At 75.0% G+C, this 18,277-nt stretch carries 16 protein-coding genes and 1 riboswitch; all 16 genes read left to right on the plus strand.

Annotation, left to right across the window (positions count from 1 at the left end; genetic code table 11):
- The first annotated feature begins 2 nt into the window (after nucleotides 1–2).
- On the plus strand, nucleotides 3–1,145 hold the full coding sequence (locus tag ACERUN_RS04305; RefSeq protein ID WP_370288517.1) for a diacylglycerol kinase: 1,143 nt from the start codon (nucleotides 3–5) through the stop codon (nucleotides 1,143–1,145).
- Nucleotides 1,142–2,011, plus strand: coding sequence for an SDR family oxidoreductase (locus ACERUN_RS04310; protein WP_370288518.1), 870 nt, complete (start codon nucleotides 1,142–1,144; stop codon nucleotides 2,009–2,011). The genes ACERUN_RS04305 and ACERUN_RS04310 overlap by 4 nt, the downstream gene beginning before the upstream one ends.
- 10 nt (nucleotides 2,012–2,021) lie before the next feature.
- The gene (locus tag ACERUN_RS04315) at nucleotides 2,022–3,107 is read left to right on the plus strand and encodes an MBL fold metallo-hydrolase (RefSeq protein ID WP_370288519.1); all 1,086 of its coding nucleotides are present in this window, start codon (nucleotides 2,022–2,024) and stop codon (nucleotides 3,105–3,107) included.
- Between the two features lie 145 nt (nucleotides 3,108–3,252).
- A riboswitch (TPP riboswitch) is annotated at nucleotides 3,253–3,361 on the plus strand.
- Nucleotides 3,360–4,442 carry a thiamine ABC transporter substrate binding subunit gene (locus tag ACERUN_RS04320; RefSeq protein ID WP_370288520.1) on the plus strand — a complete coding sequence of 361 codons (1,083 nt, stop codon included), beginning with the start codon at nucleotides 3,360–3,362 and terminating at the stop codon, nucleotides 4,440–4,442. (Overlaps the previous riboswitch by 2 nt.)
- The gene (locus ACERUN_RS04325) at nucleotides 4,439–6,097 is read left to right on the plus strand and encodes an ABC transporter permease (RefSeq protein ID WP_370288521.1); all 1,659 of its coding nucleotides are present in this window, start codon (nucleotides 4,439–4,441) and stop codon (nucleotides 6,095–6,097) included. Before ACERUN_RS04320 ends, ACERUN_RS04325 begins: the two co-directional genes overlap by 4 nt.
- The gene (locus tag ACERUN_RS04330; protein ID WP_370288584.1) at nucleotides 6,097–7,176 is read left to right on the plus strand and encodes an ABC transporter ATP-binding protein; all 1,080 of its coding nucleotides are present in this window, start codon (nucleotides 6,097–6,099) and stop codon (nucleotides 7,174–7,176) included. Before ACERUN_RS04325 ends, ACERUN_RS04330 begins: the two co-directional genes overlap by 1 nt.
- 83 nt (nucleotides 7,177–7,259) lie before the next feature.
- Nucleotides 7,260–8,333, plus strand: a complete 1,074-nt coding sequence (locus ACERUN_RS04335) for a phosphatase PAP2 family protein (RefSeq protein WP_370288522.1) — start codon at nucleotides 7,260–7,262, stop codon at nucleotides 8,331–8,333.
- A gap of 267 nt (nucleotides 8,334–8,600) precedes the next feature.
- Nucleotides 8,601–9,950, plus strand: a complete 1,350-nt coding sequence (locus tag ACERUN_RS04340) for an NlpC/P60 family protein (protein WP_370288523.1) — start codon at nucleotides 8,601–8,603, stop codon at nucleotides 9,948–9,950.
- Between the two features lie 125 nt (nucleotides 9,951–10,075).
- Nucleotides 10,076–12,169, plus strand: coding sequence for an acyl-CoA dehydrogenase (locus ACERUN_RS04345; RefSeq protein WP_370288525.1), 2,094 nt, complete (start codon nucleotides 10,076–10,078; stop codon nucleotides 12,167–12,169).
- Nucleotides 12,166–12,912, plus strand: coding sequence for a class I SAM-dependent methyltransferase (locus tag ACERUN_RS04350; protein WP_370288526.1), 747 nt, complete (start codon nucleotides 12,166–12,168; stop codon nucleotides 12,910–12,912). Before ACERUN_RS04345 ends, ACERUN_RS04350 begins: the two co-directional genes overlap by 4 nt.
- Nucleotides 12,913–12,922: 10 nt before the next feature.
- Entirely contained in the window at nucleotides 12,923–13,666 is a 744-nt protein-coding gene (locus ACERUN_RS04355) for a TetR family transcriptional regulator (protein WP_370288527.1), read from the plus strand.
- A 65-nt stretch (nucleotides 13,667–13,731) separates the two neighbouring features.
- A complete protein-coding gene (locus ACERUN_RS04360) occupies nucleotides 13,732–14,502 on the plus strand; it encodes an ATP-binding cassette domain-containing protein (protein WP_370288528.1) in 771 nt (256 codons plus the stop codon).
- A 36-nt stretch (nucleotides 14,503–14,538) separates the two neighbouring features.
- The gene (locus ACERUN_RS04365) at nucleotides 14,539–15,366 is read left to right on the plus strand and encodes an ABC transporter ATP-binding protein (RefSeq protein WP_370288529.1); all 828 of its coding nucleotides are present in this window, start codon (nucleotides 14,539–14,541) and stop codon (nucleotides 15,364–15,366) included.
- Nucleotides 15,363–16,334 carry an MFS transporter gene (locus ACERUN_RS04370; protein WP_370288530.1) on the plus strand — a complete coding sequence of 324 codons (972 nt, stop codon included), beginning with the start codon at nucleotides 15,363–15,365 and terminating at the stop codon, nucleotides 16,332–16,334. Before ACERUN_RS04365 ends, ACERUN_RS04370 begins: the two co-directional genes overlap by 4 nt.
- A complete protein-coding gene (locus ACERUN_RS04375; RefSeq protein ID WP_370288531.1) occupies nucleotides 16,328–16,720 on the plus strand; it encodes a hypothetical protein in 393 nt (130 codons plus the stop codon). Before ACERUN_RS04370 ends, ACERUN_RS04375 begins: the two co-directional genes overlap by 7 nt.
- On the plus strand, nucleotides 16,717–18,276 hold the full coding sequence (locus ACERUN_RS04380) for an ABC transporter substrate-binding protein (protein WP_370288532.1): 1,560 nt from the start codon (nucleotides 16,717–16,719) through the stop codon (nucleotides 18,274–18,276). Before ACERUN_RS04375 ends, ACERUN_RS04380 begins: the two co-directional genes overlap by 4 nt.
- Nucleotide 18,277: the final 1 nt, after the last annotated feature.

Raw genomic sequence — 18,277 nt, forward strand, 5'->3', positions numbered from 1 at the left:
GCATGTCCAACGGCGCCCAGGTCATCCCCGACAAGCCCCTCCGCGTGGTCGTGTGGTCCACCGGCACCATCGGCCGCTACGCCATCGCCGGCGTCGACGCCCACCCCGACCTCGAACTCGTGGGCGTGTGGACCTCGACGCCCGAGAAGGAGGGCAAGGACGCCGGGGAGCTGGCGGGTCTGGGTCGCGAGCTCGGCGTCCTCGCCACCACCGACCGCGACGCGCTCGTGGCGCTGCGGCCCGACTGCGTCGTCCACGGGGCGATGACCGACGACCGGGTGTTCGAGTCGATCGAGGACCTCACCGGCCTCATTCGCGACGGCGTCAACGTCGTCTCGTCCGGGCCGGTGATCCTGCTGGCGCGCGACGGCACGCTGCCGCCGGAGATGATCGAGGCGATCGACGAGGCTGGTCGGCAGGGGGAGGCGAGCCTGCACGTCAACGGCATCGACCCCGGCTTCGCCAACGACCTGCTCCCGCTCGTGCTCACCTCGCTCTCGCAGCGCATCGACCACGTGAAGGTCAGCGAGATCGCCGACTACTCGACCTACTACCAGCCCGTCGTCATGCGCGACCTGTTCGGCTTCGGCCAGCCGCTCGACTTCAACGCCCTGCTCTGGGAGCCGGGCATCCTCACCACCGCGTGGGGGCCCGTCGTCCGCGTGATCGCGGAAGGGCTCGGGGTCGCCCTCGACGAGCCGCTCGTCGAGGAGGTCGAGCGTCGCCCCGCCCCCCGCAGCGTGAGCACCGTGTCGGTGGAGGTGCCCGAGGGGTCGATGGGGTCGGTGCGTTTCCGCGTCATCGGCACCGTGGACGGCGTCCCGCGCGTCACCCTCGAGCACGTGACCCGCACCGACGCGAGCGCCGAGCCCGACTGGCCCATGCCGAACGAGGGCGACGGCTGCTACCGGGTCGAGATCAGCGGCGAGCCCTGCATGAAGCTCGAGTACACCCACCACGGCGAGCACGGCGACCACAACGTCTCGGGCATGATCATCACCGCCCAGCGCCTGGTGAACGCCGTGCCGGCCGTGGTGGCCGCCCGTCCCGGCTTGCTCTCGGTGCTCGACCTGCCGCTCGTCACCGGCCGCGGTCTCGTCACCGGCACCCGCGCGCCCGCCGACGCCGTCGGAGCGGGCGCATGAGCATCCTCGACCGCTTCCTGCTCACCGACCACGTCGCCGTCGTCACCGGGCCCGGGCGCGGCATCGGCGCCGCCACCGCTATCGCGCTCGCCGAGGCCGGCGCCGACGTCCTCATCTCCTCGCGCACCGAGGGGCAGCTGAAGGAGGTCGCGGCCCGCATCGAGGCCTGTGGACGACGCGCGCTCGTCGTCCCCGCCAACCTCGCGCACACCGACGAGGTCGCGGCGCTGGCGCAGGCCGCCCACGACGAGTTCGGTCGCCTGGACGTGGTGGTGAACAACGTCGGCGGCACGATCCCGAACGCCTTCCTCGACACCGACGTGGCCTATCTGGAGGAGGCCTTCCACTTCAACGTCGCGACCGCCCACGCGCTCAGCCTGGCTGCGGTGCCGCTGATGCTGGCCTCCGCGGGCACCGCCGACGCCCCGCGGCAGAAGTCGATCGTGTCGATCAGCTCGGCGATGGGTCGCCTGGCCGGTCGCGGCTACCTCGCCTACGGCACCGCGAAGGCGGCGCTGGCGCACTGGTCGCGCCTGGCCGCCACCGACCTCAACCCGCACATCCGCGTGAACGGCATCCACGTGGGCTCGGTGATGACGAGCGCGCTGGAGTTCGTGGCGGGCGTGCCGGAGATGAAGGCCCAGCTCGAGGACGCCACGCCGCTCGGGCGCATCGGGGAGGCCGAGGACATCGCGGCCGCCGTCCTCTACCTCGCCTCGCCCGCCGGCAAGTACGTCACCGGCAAGCTGCTCGAGGTCGACGGCGGCATCCAGCAGCCGAACCTCGACCTGCACCTGCCCGACCTCGCGCCCAGCCCCGCGCCCAGTCCCGCGCCCAGCCCCGCGCCCGCGGAGGTCGGCTCCTAGGGTGGGAGTTATGACGAACGCACCCGGCGGACCGGCGTCCACCGGTGTGGCCACGGGCCATGCCATCTCCCCCGACTCCGGCGAGCACTGGGCCGCCGAGGGTGCGTGGCAGGTGGCCGAGGGACTGCACCGCATCCCCCTCCCGCTGCCGATGGATGCGCTGAAGGCGGTCAACGTCTACGTGCTGGAGGCCGACGACGGCCTCACCCTCGTGGACGGCGGGTGGTCCATCGAGATCGCGCGCGACCTGCTGGAGAAGAGCCTGCGCTCGGTGGGCTACGGCTTCGGCGACATCCGCCGCTTCCTCGTCACCCACGTGCACCGCGACCACTACACGATGGCCAGCGTGCTCGGCGCCGAGTTCGGTGCCGAGGTGCTGCTCGGCCGCGGCGAGGAGCCCGCGCTCGCGCTGCTCAACGACGCCGCGGACCTCGACGAGAGCCCGTTCCTCGGCGTGCTGCGCACCGCCGGCGCCGCCGAGATCGCCGAGCAGTGGGCGGCCGGCCACGACGGCGAGCTGCCCGATCCGGCCGACTGGCGTCGTCCGACGCGCTGGCTCGAGGGCGACGAGCGCTTCACCGTCGGACGCCGCACGCTCGACGCCGTCCACACGCCGGGACACACGCCGGGGCACTACGTGTACGCCGACGTCGCAGACGAGCTGCTGTTCGCCGGCGACCACGTGCTCCCCACGATCACGCCGTCGATCGGGTTCACCGTGCCGGCCGTCGACCAGCCCCTCGGGCACTTCATGGCCTCGCTCACGCGGGTGCGTGCGCTGCCCGACCTGCGCATCCTGCCCGCCCACGGGCCGGTCGCGCCGTCGTCGCACGCCCGGGTCGACGAGCTGCTCGCCCACCACGAGCACCGCCTCGACCTGTGCCTCGCCTCGCTGAAGGAACGCGGCCGGGTCACGTCGCTGGTCGTCGCCAAGGACCTCGGCTGGACCCGCCACGAGCGCGCCTTCGCCGAGCTCGACCCGTTCAGCCAGGGCATGGCCGCCATGGAGACCAAGGCGCACCTCGAGCTGCTCGTCGCCCGCGGCCAGGCCACGGCCGTCGAGGACGCCGACGGCGTGCTGTTCGCGATCGCCTGACGCCCGACGCCTGGCGGCCCCGGCACTTGGCGCGTGTTCCTGGCACTTGGCACGTGTTGCAACGCGCGCCAAGTGCGGGAAACGCCGGTCGACCGGCGATTCCTGCACCCCGGCCGAGCCCGCAGCGACAGCCACCTACAATCGAGGCACACGACAGGGGAGCCCCGGCGACGGGGCTGAGAGTGCGGATCCGCCGCAGACCCTCCGAACCTGCTCCGGCTAGCACCGGCGAAGGGAGTCCACCTCATGCGCATGCGCGCGCCGATCACGACCGCCGCGATCCTCACCGCCCTCAGTCTCACCGCGGGCGGCTGCTCGCTCGCGGGCGGTGACGACGGCGGCAGCGACACGAGCGCCGACGGAACCACAATCACCCTCGTGGCGCACGAGAGCTTCGAGCTGCCCAAGAAGCTCGTCGCCGACTTCGAGGAGAGCTCCGGTCTCACGCTGAGGATCGAGAAGCTCGGTGACGCCGGGGCGCTCACCAACCAGCTGGTGCTCACCAAGGACAAGCCCGTCGGCGACGTGGTGTTCGGCATCGACAACACCTTCGCCACCCGCGCGGTCGACGAGGGCGTGTTCGCGCCCTACGCCCCACAGCTGCCGCCGGGCGCCGAGCGCGACGAGCTGCCCGGCGACACCGACGACGCCCTCACCCCGATCGACTCCGGCAACGTGTGCGTCAACGTGGACGACGCGTGGTTCGCGAAGGAGGGCCTCACCCCGCCGGCGAGCATCGACGACCTCACGAAGCCCGCCTACAAGGACCTCCTCGTCGTCCCCGGTGCCAGCACGAGCTCACCCGGTCTGGCGTTCCTGCTGGCCACGATCGCCCGCTACGGCGAGAGCGGCTGGCAGGACTACTGGACGAAGCTGACCGCCAACGGCGCCAAGGTCGTCAAGGGCTGGTCGGACGCCTACTACACCGACTTCACCTTCTCGGGCGGCCAGCGCCCGATCGTGGTGTCCTACGACTCCTCGCCGGCCTTCACCATCGACGAGGCCACCAAGAAGACGACGACCAGCGCGCTGCTCGACAGCTGCTACCGCCAGGTCGAGTACGCCGGACTGCTGAAGGGCGGCAAGGACGGCGAGGGGAGCGCGAGGAGCGAGGCCGGCGCGAAGGAGGTCGTCGACTGGCTGCTCTCGCCCGAGGTGCAGGCCGCGCTGCCGACCTCGATGTACGTCTTCCCGGTCGACGAGCGCACCGAGCTGCCCGCCGACTGGGCCGCCTTCGCGAAGCGGCCCACCTCGACGAAGCAGGTCGATCCCGCCGAGGTCACCGCCCAGCGGCAGACCTGGATCGAGCAGTGGAACGAGATCATCTCGCGGTGATCGATCGCGCCGTCGCGACCCGGCACCTCGGCACCGCCGCGAGCGTGCTCGTCGCGCTGGTGCCGCTGGTGATCGTGGCGGTGTTCTTCGTGCTGCCGGTGGGAGCGATGCTCCAGCGCGGCCTGTGGCCCGAGGGGCGCTTCGCTCCGGGGGCGGTGCTCGACGTGCTCGCCCGCCCGCGCACCGGTCGGGTGCTGTGGTTCACGCTGTGGACCAGCACGGTGGGCACGGCCCTGTCGCTCGCGCTCGGGCTGCCGGCGGCGTACGTGCTGCACCGGCTGCGCTTCCCGGGGCGGGCGGTGCTGCGGGCCGTCGTCCTCGTGCCGTTCGTGCTGCCCACGGTGGTGGTCGGCCTCGCGGTGCGTGAGCTGCTCGGCGAGGGCGGCCTGCTCGGCGGCCTCGGCCTCGACGGCACGCCGGCGGCGATCCTCATCGGGCTGGTGTTCTTCAACGTCGCGGTCGTGGTGCGCACCGTCGGCGTGGCCTGGGAGGGCCTCGACCGTCGCCCCGCAGAGGCCGCCGCCGCCCTCGGGGCCACGCCCGCGCAGGTGCTGCGCACCGTCACCCTGCCCGCCCTGCGACCCGCGATCGTGGCGGCGGCCAGCGTCGTCTTCCTCTTCTGCGCCACCGCCTTCGGGGTGGTGCTCGTGCTCGGCGGCGTGCGCTACTCCTCGGTCGAGACCGAGATCTACCTGCTCACCGCGGACCTCCTCGACCTGCCGGCCGCCGCCGCGCTCTCGATCGTGCAGCTCGCGGCGGTGGCGGTGCTGCTGGCCGGCGTCGCCCGGCTGCGGCGCGGGCCCGACCCCACCGTGCGCCGACTGCCCGCCGCGCCCGCCTGCCCGACCCGGCGCGACCTGCCCGCCATCGGCGTCACGGCCCTCGCGCTGGTGGGCCTCGCGCTGCCGATCGCCGCGCTCGTGGCCGGCTCCCTGCGCCGCGACGGCGGCTGGTCGCTCGCCCACTACCGGGCGCTCGGGGGCGACGCCGGAGGACTGCTGCCCGGGCCCGTCACCGACGCGCTCACGGCGTCGGTGCGCACCGCCGTCGACGCCACCTGGATGTCGCTGCTGCTCGGCGGGCTCGTCGCCCTCACCGTCACCCGCCGCGTGCGCACCCGCCGCGCCCGCCGGGTGCGCGCGGGCCTCGACGCGCTCTTCATGCTGCCGCTCGGCGTCTCGGCGGTCACCCTCGGCTTCGGCTTCCTCATCGCCCTCGACTCCGGACCCCTCGACCTGCGCACCAGCCCGCTGCTCGTGCCCATCGCGCAGGCGCTCGTGGCCCTGCCGCTCGTGGTGCGCACGCTCGTGCCCGTGCTCGGCGGCATCGACGACCGCCAGCGTCAGGCGGCCGCCTCGCTCGGCGCCGGCCCCCTCCGCGCGTGGACGACGGTCGACCTCGCCGCGGTGCGTCGTCCACTGCTGGCGGCGGCGGGCTTCGCGTTCGCGGTGTCGCTGGGGGAGTTCGGTGCCACCTCCTTCATCGCGCGCCCGGCCGAGCCGACGCTGCCCGTGGTGATCTACCGACTGCTCGGACGCCCGGGGGTCGACAACGAGGGCACCGCCATGGCGGCGGCCGTGCTGCTCGCGGCGGTGACGGCGCTCGTCGTCCTCGCGGTGGAGCGGTTGCGCGTGCCCGGAACGGGAGCCTGGTGATGCTGCGGGTCGAGGGGGTGCGGGTGCTGCTCGGCGAGCAGCGCCACGTCGCCGTGGACGACGCGACGCTCGCGGTCGGCGACGGTGAGGTGCTGGCGGTGCTCGGCCCCTCGGGCTGCGGCAAGTCCACGCTGCTGCGCGCGATCGCCGGCCTCGAGCCGGTGGCCGCCGGGACCATCGCCTGGGACGACGCCGACCTCGCCGGCGTGCCGACCCACCGGCGCGGCTTCGCGCTGATGTTCCAGGACGGTCAGCTCTTCGACCACCTCAGCGTCGCCGCCAACGTCGGCTACGCCCCGCGGCTGCGCGGCGCGGCGCGGCGCCGGGTGCGCGGCGAGGTCGACGACCTGCTCGAGCTCGTCGGCCTGGCCGGCTACGGCGAGCGGCTCCCCCGCACGCTCTCGGGAGGGGAGCGCCAGCGCGTCGCCCTCGCCCGCTCGCTCGCGGCGCGACCCCGACTGCTGCTGCTCGACGAGCCGCTCAGTGCGCTCGACGCCGACCTCCGCGTGCGCCTCGCCGACGACCTGCGCCGCATCCTCCGCGACGCGGGCACGGCAGCCGTGCTGGTGACCCACGACCACGACGAGGCCTTCGCGGTGGCCGACCGGCTCGCCGTCATGCGCGGGGGGCGCCTGGTGCAGCAGGGTGCGGTGGCGCAGGTGTGGGCCGCGCCCGCGGACGCCGAGACCGCCCGCTTCCTCGGCTACCCGGTGGTGCTCGAGGGGCAGGCGGCGCGGCGGGCGCTCACCGCCGCCGGTGCCTCGGCCCCGGTGGACGCCGGCGGTGGCGGGGACGGCGGGGACGGCGGTGGGGGCGGTGGCGCGGTGCAGGTGGCGCTGCGTGCCGGCGCCGCGCGCATCAGCCCCGGCGGCGCGCTGACCGGGCGGGTGGTCGCACTGCGGGCCCGCGCCGACGGGCTCCGCGTCGACGTGGACGTCGAGGGGCTCGGCGTCCTCCCGGCGCTCGCGGGTGGGGGAGGGGGCGGGGGAGCAGACGGGGGATCGTTCCTCCCGCCGGACGTCGGGGACGCGGTGCGCGTCGACCTCGTCGCGGACCGGATCGCCGTCCTGCCCGGGTGATGAGGAGTTCCCGACCGAGGCGTGATCATCGTCCGGTCGTCACCGGGGCGGCGGCTCGGTCGAGCGCGACTACACTCGCCGTCATGTACCGCCGCGCCTACACCCTGCTCATCGGCACGGCGGTGGTCATGGGAGCCCTGGCGGTGCTCACCTCGTGGAAGTACGACCGCCCGCTGCTCGACCCCGAGGGCAGCTTCCTCGGCCCCAGCTACATCCGCCTGCCGCTGCTCCTGCTCGGCGCGCTGCTGCTCGACCTGCTGCCGCTGACGCTGTGGCAGGCCAAGGGCCGGCTCAGCCGGATGATGCCGATCGCCAAGGAGCGGCTGCGCACCCACTGGACCCGCGAGCGCGGCGTGCTGGTGGCCCTCGGCGTCGTGTGCTTCTACGTCACCTACGTCAGCTACCGCAACCTGAAGTCGTACCTGCCGTTCGTGCGCTCCGACCCGTCGTCCACGCCCGGTGAGCCGCGCGCGCTGTCGTACGACCGCGAGCTGCACATCATGGACAAGGTCATGTTCTTCGGCAACGACCCCAGCGACGTGCTGCACGCGATCTTCGGCACCAACATCGCCGCGCACATCCTCTCGCCGATCTACCTGGCGTTCCTGCCGCTGGTGCCGCTGGCGGTCACGGCGTGGCTGGTGTGGTCGCGCAACATGTCGTTCGGATACTGGTTCGTGACCTCGCAGTGCCTGGCGTGGTCGCTCGGCACGCTGTCGTACTACCTGCTGCCCACCCTCGGCCCGGGCATCGCGTACTGGCCGGAGTACCAGGTGCTGGCCCACACCGGCACCACCGACCTGATGAACTCGATCGTGCGAGCGCGCGGCGAGGTGCTCTTCGGTGGCGCCGACACCTCGGTGAACTCGATCGCCGGGTTCGCCAGCCTGCACACCGCGATCACCCTGCTGTTCGCGCTGATGGTGCAGTACACGCTGCGTTCGAAGCTGCTCAAGACGATCTTCTGGATCAACTTCGGGCTCACCATCATCGCCACCCTCTACTTCGGCTGGCACTACGTCGCCGACGACATCGCGGGCGCGGCCATCGCCGTCGTCTCCTTCTACCTCGGTGGTCTCGCGAGCGGTCAGAAGTTCGACCGCGGCCTGCACTCGCATCCGACGACCACCACCTCGCGCGTCCCCGTCGACGCCTGACGCCCGCGCGTCGTCCACCTGCGCCCTCCACCTGCTCTGGTGGCGGGCCCTCGGTGGTCGCCGCGGTTGCGCGCGCACCAACGATTTTTGTCGGGTTCCGGGGCGAAGAGCGACAAAAATCGTTGGTGCGCCGCAGATCGCCGGCCGGGTCACCAGCGCGCGTTCGGAAACTACATGGGTGTAGTTCGCAAGCCGACACGCCGGTGACGCGTGAGGTTTCTGAGATTTTTGTTCCCAATGTGACGTTTGGGAACTACGGTGACGCGGGTGCGCCCCTCCGTCACCGCCTCCGGACTGCTCGCGCTCGTGCTCGCCGCGGGGGCGCTGAGCGGCTCCCTGCCCGGCCTGCCCGGCCCCGACGCGGACGCCGACCTCCGCCGCGTCGCCGGCTCGACCTCGCCTGGCACCACGCCCCTCCCCAGCGAGGACGACGTGGCCGCCGCTCGCGCCCGGGTGGCCAGCGCAGGCACCGCGGTGGAGCGGGTCCAGGCCCGCATCGACGAGGCCGCCGCCATCGCGGACGCCGCCGCCGATCGTGCCGCCCGCGCGACGGAGGCCTACAACGGCGCCCGCTACCGCGCCCGGGAGGCCCGCGCGGCCCGCGCCTCAGCCGTCGTCGCCGCCCGTCGTGCCGCCGCCGCCCTCGTCGTGCAGCAGGACCAGTTCCGCGCCGTCGTGATCGCCACCGGCAGCCAGGGCCCCGACCTCGGTGCGGCCACCGCGCTCCTGCGGGCCCAGGGCATGGAGGGCCTGATCGACCGCGTCGCGAGCGACCGCGTGGTGAAGGACCTCCTCGCCGCCCGCCAGCAGGCCTGGGAGCAGGCCGACGCCCGCGCCCGCGCCACCCGCGAGGACGCCGTCCGCACCGCGCGCGCCGCCGAGACCGCGCTGGCCGACGCCCGCGAGGCCCGCGACCGCGCGTCGGGCGCCGCCAGCGAGGCCCTCGCGGCGCAGACGGCGCTCGCCGGCCGCCGCGAGCGGCTGGTGCGCCAGCTCGCCCGTCTCCAGGGGGTCAGCGTCGCCCTCACGCGCCAGCGCCAGGCCGGGCTCGCCGCCCGTCGCGAGGCCGCACGTGAGGCGGCGCGCGCAGCCGCCGCGCGTCGCGAGGCCGCCCGCGAGGCTGCCCGCGAGGCCGCCGCGCGAGCCGCCCGCCCGGCCCGCCCCGCTCGCCCGGCCCGCCCCGCCGGCGGGAAGAGCCCCGAGAGCCCCGAGAGCCCCGGCCGCCCGAACCGCCCGAGCGATCCGGCTCCGGCCCGCGGTGCCCAGGCCGCGATCGCCTTCGCCCGCGCCCAGCTGGGGGAGCCCTACGTGTGGGGCGCCGCCGGACCCGGGTCGTGGGACTGCTCGGGTCTGACGTCGGCCGCATGGGCCGCGGCCGGCAAACAGCTGCCGCACTACTCGGTGGCGCAGTACGACGCCGCGACGCCGATCGCGCCCGGCGACCTCCAGCCCGGCGACCTCGTGTTCTGGGGCGACAGCGGCAGCCCGTCGTCGATCTACCACGTGGCGCTCTACATCGGCGGGGGCCGCATCATCCACGCGCCGCGCACCGGTCGCCCGGTCAGCGAGGACTCCCTCTACTACTGGCGCACCCCCAACTTCTACGCACGGCCCTGACCGATCCTGAGCGGCTCTGACCGGCTCTGAGCGGCCCTGAGCCGGTGCCCGGCGGGGCGCGCAGGCGCTCTCCCGGCGAGGTTCGACGCGGTCGGCGGCACCCGCGCGTCGGCTACTTTCGAGGTATGGCCGCGCCTGCTCCCGTCCCCGCCACCTCCGCCCCCGCCGACACCCGCGAGCCCGCCGAGCCCGCCGAGGCGCACGCCTCCGTGCTCGACGGCGCACCGCTCGCCGACCTGCCCGCCGACCCGCTCGCCGCGGGCCTCACCGAGGTGCTCGACGGCCACTACGCGCAGGTGCGACGCACGGTGCGGGCCCTGCTGCCGCAGTACGCGAGCGTCCTCGAGGACGCCGAACGCCTGCCGCGCCCGGAGTTCCGCGAGCGGGTGAAGGACGTCGTCCTCGACATGGCGGGCAGCGGCGCCAGCGCAATGGTGTTCCCGGCCGAGTACGGCGGCGGCGACGACATCGGCGCCTCGATCGCGGCCTTCGAGACCCTCGCCTACGGCGACCTGTCGGTGCTGGTGAAGACCGGCGTCCAGTTCGGCCTCTTCGGCGGCGCGGTGCTGCAGCTCGGCACGAAGCGGCACCACGACGCCTACCTCGCCGACATCGTGGCCGGGCGCCTGCTGGGCTCCTTCGCGATGACCGAGATCGGCCACGGCTCCAACGTCGCCGCCCTCGCCACCACCGCCGTGTACGACCCCGCCACCGACGAGTTCGTCATCACCAGCCCCGACCACGAGTCGGGCAAGGACTACATCGGCAACGCCGCCTGCCACGCGCGCATGGCCGTGGTCTTCGCCCAGCTGGAGGTCGGCGGAGAGCGGCACGGCGTCCACGCCCTGCTCGTGCCGGTGCGCAGCGAGGACGGCGAGGTGCTGCCCGGCGTCCGCGTCGAGGACGACGGCGCGAAGATGGGCCTCAACGGCGTCGACAACGGGCGGCTGTGGTTCGACGGCGTGCGCGTGCCGCGCGAGGCGCTGCTCAACCGGTTCGCCGACGTCAGCGCCGACGGCGTCTACTCCAGCGACATCGAGAGCGCCGGACGGCGCTTCTTCACCATGCTCGGCACGCTGGTGCAGGGCCGCGTGAGCGTCGGCGCCGCCGGTCTCAGCGCGAGCAAGGTCGCGCTCACCGTCGCTACGCGCTACGCCCTGCGGCGTCGCCAGTTCGAGGGCACCAAGGACGACGGCGAGGAGCAGGAGGAGCTGCTGCTCGACTACGGCCTGCACCAGCGCCGGCTGCTGCCGCTCCTCGCGCGCACCTACGCCCTGCACTTCGCGCAGTCGCGGCTCACCGGCCAGCTGCACGACGTGTTCTCGGGGGTCACCACCGACGAGGAGTCGCGCCGCCTGCTGGAGTCGCAGGCCGCCGGGATGAAGGCCACCGCCACCTGGCACGCCACCCGCACCATCCAGGAATGCCGCGAGGCCTGCGGAGGTGCCGGCTACCTCGCGATCAACCGCTTCGCCGCCCTCAAGGCCGACACCGACGTGTTCACCACCTTCGAGGGCGACAACCACGTGCTGCTCCAGCTCGTGGCCAAGGGGCTGCTCACCGACTACGCCAGCGATTTTGAGGACCTCGACCAGCTCGGCATGGTGCGCTTCGTGGCCGGCCTGGCCGTCGACACCGTGCTGGAGCGCACGCGCGCGCACCAGCTGCTGCAGCAGGGGCGCGACCTGCTGCCCAGCGGGGTCCCCGGCTCCACGGCCGGTGCCGAGGGCGACCCGGACGCCGGCCTGCTCGACCCCGACTACCAGCTCGCGATGCTCCGCTTCCGCGAGGAGCACCTCATCGGCGGAGTGGCCCGGCGCCTCAAGCGCGGCGTCGACTCCGGCCTGGAGGCCGCCGAGGTGTTCTCGCGGGTGCAGGACCACGTCATCGCCGCCGCCCGCGCCCACGTGGAGCGCACGGTGCTCGAGGCCTTCGCCGAGGAGGTGGCGGCGGTGCCCGCCGGACCGGTGCGCGAGGCCCTCGACCTCCTGCTCGACCTCCACGCGCTCACCGTCATCGAGGCCGACCGCGCCTGGTTTATGGAGCACGGCCGGCTCAGTGCCCAGCGGTCGAAGGCCATCACCCGCGAGATCGGCGAGCTGTGCCGCAAGGTGCGGCCGCTCGCCCGTCCGCTCGTCGACGCCTTCGCCGTGCCCGAGCCGCTGCTGCGCGCACCCGAGCTGATCGGGGAGGATGGGGCGGTGGAGACGAAGCGATGAGCGGTGGACCGCTCGCCCGGGTGACGACGATCGGGTCCCGGGTGGTCGACGGCGTCGCCGGCACGGTGGCGGCCGGACTCGCCCGCGTGCCCGGCGTGGGCGGCTGGGACGACGACCCGGCCTGGGCGACGGTCTACGACTGGATGGTCGAGCACCCCCGCGTCGGGGTCCCCCTCTGGCGCCTGGGCGCCAACACCGACCTGCGCCTGCTTTACCGGGCGGCCGGCGAGATCGGAACCCTGCCGCGCGGCAGCCGCGTGCTCGACATCCCCAGCGGCGGCGGGGTGGCGCTGCGCGGACTGGTGCCGGGCCAGGGCCTCGACTACGTCGCCGCCGACATCGCGCCCACCATGCTCGAGCGCACCATGGACGCCGCCCGGGCCCGCGGCGTCGCCGACCAGGTCCGCCCGCAGGTGGCCGACGTCGGTGCCCTGCCGTTCGCCGACGCGACCTTCGACCTCGTGGTCACCTTCACCGGCCTGCACTGCTTCCCCGACCCTCATCGGGCGGTCGTCGAGATGGCGCGCGTGCTGCGTCCCGGCGGCGCGATCACGGGCAGTGCGCTCCTGGCCGACAGCGGCCCCCTGCTCGCGCCCCTGCGCCACGGCGGACGGCTGTCGGGGCTGCTCGGGCCGATGTGCACAGCCGCGGAGATCACCACGTGGTTCGCCGAGCAGGGGCTGGTCGACGTCCGCCTGCGGCGCAGCGGGGCGCTGGGCTACTTCCGTGCGGAGCGGGCGTGAGGGGCGCCTCGTGGTGACGGGTCCGCTGGGGCGCGCCGTCGGTCGGGCCACGGCCACCGCGTCGGCCGCCGCCGGTGCGGCCGCGGGCGCCGCCGGCCGCACCCGGCGCGGTGCCGCCGCCCAGCGCCGTGAGGCGGTGTTCGCGGCGCTGCGCGCCCAGCTGCTCGAGCGTCCGTGGGCCGAGGTCACCTTGGAGGCCGTGGCGAAGGACGCCGGCGTGAGCCGCCAGACGCTCTACAACTCCTTCGGCTCGCGCTCGGGGTTGGCGCAGGCCTACACCTTCCACCTCGCCGATGCGCTGTGCGAGGTGATCGCGGCCTCCGTGCAGGCCCACCCGGGCGACCCCCGGGGCGGCCTCGAGGAGGGCATCCGCGTCTACCTGGAGTTCGCCCTCGACGATCCCCTCTTCGGCCGCGTCGGCGCCGGTGAGGCGCACAGCGATCTCGCGCGGCTCGTCACCACCGACGCCCGCCCGCTGCTCGAGCGGGTGGCGGGTCGGCTGACCGAGATCGGCACGGCCGCGTGGCCGGAGCTCCCGCCCGAGCGCGCGCGGGCCGTGGCCTCCACCACCGCCCGGCTGGCGCTCAGCTTCGTGGTGACCCCGCCGGGTGAGGACGAGACACCGGCGTCGGTGGCCGCGACCATCGCCTCCGTGCTCGACCTGCCGGCGGCTCCCGCGGATCGCGGGATTCCCGGTGACACGGGTGGCCCGGGTGACCCCGGGGACGCTGCCGGCCCCGTCGGCACCGCGTAGCCCGGCAGTGCCCGCGGGGCGGGGCCGTTTCGTCACCCGTGAATGAGAATGATTATCATTCACGGGTGTCTGCCGCCCTCGCCCTCCACGACGTCCGCGTCGACCTCGGCGGCACCGACCGAATGCGCGCGATCGACCTCGCGGTGGCGCCCGGCGAACGGGTCGCGCTGGTCGGGGTCTCCGGCAGCGGCAAGTCGCTGCTCGCCGCCGCGATCGCCGGGTGCCTGCCCCGAGCCGCCCGGGCGAGCGGTGTCGTCGACATCGGTGGACGACGCCGCGATCTCGCGGCCCGTGCGCGCGACGTGCCGCCCGGTCTCGCCCTCGTGCGGCAGGACTCCTCGACGGCCCTGCACCCGCTCTACCCCGTCGGCGCCCAGCTGCGCCGGCTGTGCCGCCGGCGCGCTGCGGACTCCGGGGCCGACTCCGGGGCCGATTCCCGGGCCGAGGGCGTGGCGGGCCTGCTCGCCGCGGTCGGGCTCGGCGCCGAGCTGGCCGGGCGCCTGCCCGGCGAGCTCTCCGGTGGGCAGCGGCAGCGGGTGGCCGTCGCGGTCGCCCTCGGCTCCCGCGCCCAGGTGGTCATCGCGGACGAGGCGACGACCGCTCTCGACGGCCCCACCCAGCAGCAGGTGCTCGCCGCCCTGACCGCCCTGCCGGCCGCACTGGTGCTCATCACCCACGACCTGGCGGTCGCCGCCGAGGTCTGCAGCCGGGTCGTCGTCCTCGACGGCGGGAGGCTGGTCGACGACCTCCCCCTGGAGCGCATGCTGGCCGGCGAGGGCAGTGCCCCGACCCGCGCCCTGGCCGCCGACCTGCCGACCGTGGCCGGGAGGGCATGAGCCGTGGGTCAGCCCTCGGGGTCGGCGTCGCCGGCCATGCTGCGAACGCGCGCGCTCACCGCCCGGGCCGCCACCGGCGAGCAGGTGCTGCACGGCATCGACCTCGAGCTCGGCGCGGGGCAGTGCCTCGGCGTCATCGGCGCCTCGGGTGCGGGCAAATCGACCCTGGTGCGCGCGTTGCTCGGCCTGCAGCCCAGCGGCGGCGAGGTCCGCTGGTGGGGCGAGCCGATCGCTGCGAGGACGACGCGCGCCCGGGCCCTGCGCCGCCGCGTGCAGTACGTGCCGCAGGATCCGGTGGGGAGTCTCGATCCGCGTCGCCCGCTCGCCACGAGTCTGCGCGAGCCGCTGCGGGCGCTGGGGGTGCCGGGCGACGCACGCGAGCACCGGCGACGCATCAGCGAGGCGTTGGAGTGCGTCGGCATCGACCCCGACATCGCCCGGCGCCGACCCGGGCAGCTCTCCGGCGGGCAGGTGCAGCGGGTGGCCATCGCACGTGCCCTGGCCATCGGCGCCGAGGTGATCGTGGCCGACGAACCGCTCAGCGCGGTCGACCGTCCGCGTCGCGCCGCACTGATCGAGCTCTGGGCCCGCCTGCGCGTCGAGCAGGGACTGTCGCTGCTGCTGGTGACCCACGACCTGCCGGCGGTCGCCGCGCTCTGCGACCGGGTGGCGGTGCTCGCCGCCGGCCACCTCGTGGACGACGGCCCGACCGCTCCCCTCTTCGCCGCCGCCCTGCGCGCCGACCCCGGGCCCCACGCCGCGACGCGCGCGCTGGTGGCGGCCGTGCCCGCCCTCGACCGGCCCGCGCTGCTCTCGCCGGGTCCGACGACCTCCGCGCCCGGGATCGTGCGGTGCGCGCCGTGAGCGCCGCCGTGGACCGCGAGTCGCTCGCCCCGCCCACGGCGCCGCCTCCGGCACCCGGACTGCTGCTGGGCACGCAGCTGGCCTTCAACGTCGGCTTCTACGCGGTCGTCCCCTTCCTCGCCCTCGTGCTGCGCGAGGACCACCTGCTCGGCGGCGCGGCCCTCGGCCTGGTGCTCGGGCTGCGCACCTTCGCCCAGCAGGGCCTCTTCCTCGCGGGCGGGATGCTGTGCGACCGCTTCGGCGCCCGGCGGTTGATCCTCCTGGGCTGTGCAGTCCGGGTGCTCGGCTTCCTCCTGCTCGGCCTCGCGCCCGGTCTCGGCGCGCTCGTCCTCGGTGCCCTGCTCACCGGGCTCGGAGGGGCCCTGTTCTCCCCGGCGGTCGACACCCTCGTGGCCGCGGCGGAGGAGCGTCGTCCACCGGGTGCGCCCGACCGTCCGTCGCTCTTCGCCCGCCTCGCCGTGGTGGGTGAGCTGGGTGCCGTGCTCGGTCCGGCCGTGGGTGCGGCCCTGCTCGGACACGGGTTCGCCGTCGTCGCGCTCAGCGCGGCCGCACTCTTCGCCGTGATCGGGGTGGTGCTCGCCGCGCTGCTGCCGACGAACCGGCGTCGAGCGGCGGGCACACCGGCGGTCCCGGACCGCGCGGCGGCCGCCGCCGGCGTGCTGCGGCACCGCGCGTTCGTCGTCTTCGCGGCGCTGCACGCGATCAACCTGCTCGCCTGGAACCAGCTCTACCTCGGCCTGCCGGTCGAGATCGCCCGCGTGGGCGCAGGACCGGGAGCGCTGGCGGCCGTGCTGGGCGCCGCGTCCGCGCTGACGATCGTCGCTCAGCTGCCGGTCGCCCGGCTCGCCCGCCGGGCTGGGGCGGCCCGGGCCCTGCCGGCCGGCTACGCCTGCTCGCGGGCGGGTTCGTCGTCCTCGCGGGAGCGGCGCCGATCGCGCCCCCCGCCGCGGCGCCCACCGCCGTGGTGATCACGCCCGCGGGCGTCGCGGTGGCCCTGCTCGTGCTCGGGCACCTCGTGGCCGGGCCGGTGGCCCTCGACCTGGTGGCGCGGGTGGCACCCGTGGAGCGCCGCGGCGCCTACTTCGGGCTGCTGGCCAGCACCGGCGGGATGGCCGTGCTCGTGCTCGGCGTGCCGCTGGGCGCCCTCTACGACCTCGCCGAGCAGGCGCGACCTGCCGCCGCCCTGCCCTGGGCTGCGGTCGGCGCGCTCGCTGCGGCAGCCGCGGTGGCGATGGCGCTGCTCCTGCGCCGGGGCCACCTGCCGACCGCTGGACCGGCGCTCCACCCCGACCACCCCGACCCCGACGACCCCGACCCCGACCACCCCGACCCCCGAGGAAGCGAGATCCCATGAAGCCCCCGACCGAGCCCCGTCGCCCCGACCCCCGCCGACCCCTCCCGCGCAGCGCCCGCGTCGCCACCGCCGGCGTCGCGGCCGCCCTCGGGTGCTCCCTGCTCGCGGGCTGCTTCGCCGGCTCCGACGAGCCGACGGCGCGCAGCGACGGGCGCATCTCCGTCGCCATGCTGCTGCCACCTCGCTCGGGCCTCAGCCCCCTGAGTGACGACGCCTTCAAGCTCTCCCGCTGGAGCACCGCCGAGACCCTCGTGCGCCTCGACGCCGAGGGCACCCCGGGGCCCTTCCTCGCCACCTCCTGGGAGCGGACGGCGCCCACCGCGTGGCGCTTCGAGATCCGACCCGGCGTCACCTTCCACGACGGCAGCGAGCTGGACGCCACCGCCGTCGTCGGAGCGCTCACCGAGGCGGCGGGTGCCTCCCCGCTGCCGCGGGTGCTCGACGGCGTCGAGCTCAGCGCGCGGGCCGTGGACGACGACACGGTGGAGGTCGCCACCGCGACCCCCGACCCGCTGCTCCCGCAGCGCCTGTCCAGCCCGCAGCTGGCCGTGCTCGCCCCGGGGGCCTACGACGGCGAGGCCGTCGACCCGGTCGGCACGGGCACCGGTCCCTTCGAGCTCACCTCCGTCGACGGCACCTCCGGGGCCACCCTCGACCGCTACGCCGACTACTGGGGCACCCCCGCGAAGGCGTCCGGCATCGACGTCAGCTTCGTGCCCGACGGCACCGCGCGGGCCGCGGCGCTGCGCACCGGCCGCGCCGACGTGGTGGAGGCCGTGCCCGTGGGCCAGGCGGCCACGCTCGACGACGACCTCGTGGTGGAGGTGCCGATGCCCCGCACCAACACCCTCTACCTCAACAACGCGAAGGGTCCTTTCCGCGACCCGGCCGTACGCGCCGCTGCCCGCGCGGCGATCGATCGCGCCCGTCTGGTCGACCAGGTCTACGAGGGCCGCGCCGACGAGGCGGCCGGCCTGCTCGGCCCGGCGCTGCCCTGGGCCGCCGCCCTCCGCGAGGACGACGCCTACACCGCCGCCCTGGCCCAGCGGTCGAGGCCGGCCCGGGTCGACGGTGTGCGCATCACCCTCGCCACCTTCACCGATCGCTCCGAGCTGCCGGAGGTCGCGGTGCAGCTGCAGCAGCAGCTCGAGGCGGCCGGGTTCGTGGTGGAGCAGGACGTGCGCGAGTACCAGTTCATCGAGAGCGACGCCCTGGCCGGCGCCTTCGACGCGTTCATCCTCTCGCGCGCGACGGTGCTCGACTCGGGCGATCCGGTGGCGTACCTGCAGAGCGACTTCGGGTGCGAGGGGTCGTTCAACATCGCCCAGGTCTGCCGGCCCGCGATCGACCGCGCCATCACGGCCGCCGCCGCGGCGGAGGCGGGACCCGAGCGGCAGCGCCTCGTCATGGCCGCGGAGGCGGCCGTGCTCGCCGGCGACACCGTGGTGCCGCTGCTGCACGAGCGCGTGCTCCAGGGCGAGGGCACGGGCGTCGAGGGCGCGCTGCGCGACCCGCGCGAGCGCGAGCTGATCGACGCCGACACCGTTGCGCGCTGAG

The sequence above is a fragment of the Nocardioides sp. genome, from assembly GCF_964229035.1.
Classification (GTDB): Bacteria; Actinomycetota; Actinomycetes; order Propionibacteriales; family Nocardioidaceae; genus Nocardioides.

Bases quoted from the DNA above. Each gene is read 5' to 3' on its own strand.
- ACERUN_RS04305 (WP_370288517.1), top strand. From the start codon at position 3: ATGTCCAACGGCGCCCAGGTCATCCCCGACAAGCCCCTCCGCGTGGTC.
- ACERUN_RS04310 (WP_370288518.1), top strand. From the start codon at position 1,142: ATGAGCATCCTCGACCGCTTCCTGCTCACCGACCACGTCGCCGTCGTC.
- ACERUN_RS04315 (WP_370288519.1), top strand. From the start codon at position 2,022: ATGACGAACGCACCCGGCGGACCGGCGTCCACCGGTGTGGCCACGGGC.
- ACERUN_RS04320 (WP_370288520.1), top strand. From the start codon at position 3,360: ATGCGCGCGCCGATCACGACCGCCGCGATCCTCACCGCCCTCAGTCTC.
- ACERUN_RS04330 (WP_370288584.1), top strand. From the start codon at position 6,097: ATGCTGCGGGTCGAGGGGGTGCGGGTGCTGCTCGGCGAGCAGCGCCAC.
- ACERUN_RS04335 (WP_370288522.1), top strand. From the start codon at position 7,260: ATGTACCGCCGCGCCTACACCCTGCTCATCGGCACGGCGGTGGTCATG.
- ACERUN_RS04345 (WP_370288525.1), top strand. From the start codon at position 10,076: ATGGCCGCGCCTGCTCCCGTCCCCGCCACCTCCGCCCCCGCCGACACC.
- ACERUN_RS04350 (WP_370288526.1), top strand. From the start codon at position 12,166: ATGAGCGGTGGACCGCTCGCCCGGGTGACGACGATCGGGTCCCGGGTG.
- ACERUN_RS04365 (WP_370288529.1), top strand. From the start codon at position 14,539: ATGCTGCGAACGCGCGCGCTCACCGCCCGGGCCGCCACCGGCGAGCAG.
- ACERUN_RS04380 (WP_370288532.1), top strand. From the start codon at position 16,717: ATGAAGCCCCCGACCGAGCCCCGTCGCCCCGACCCCCGCCGACCCCTC.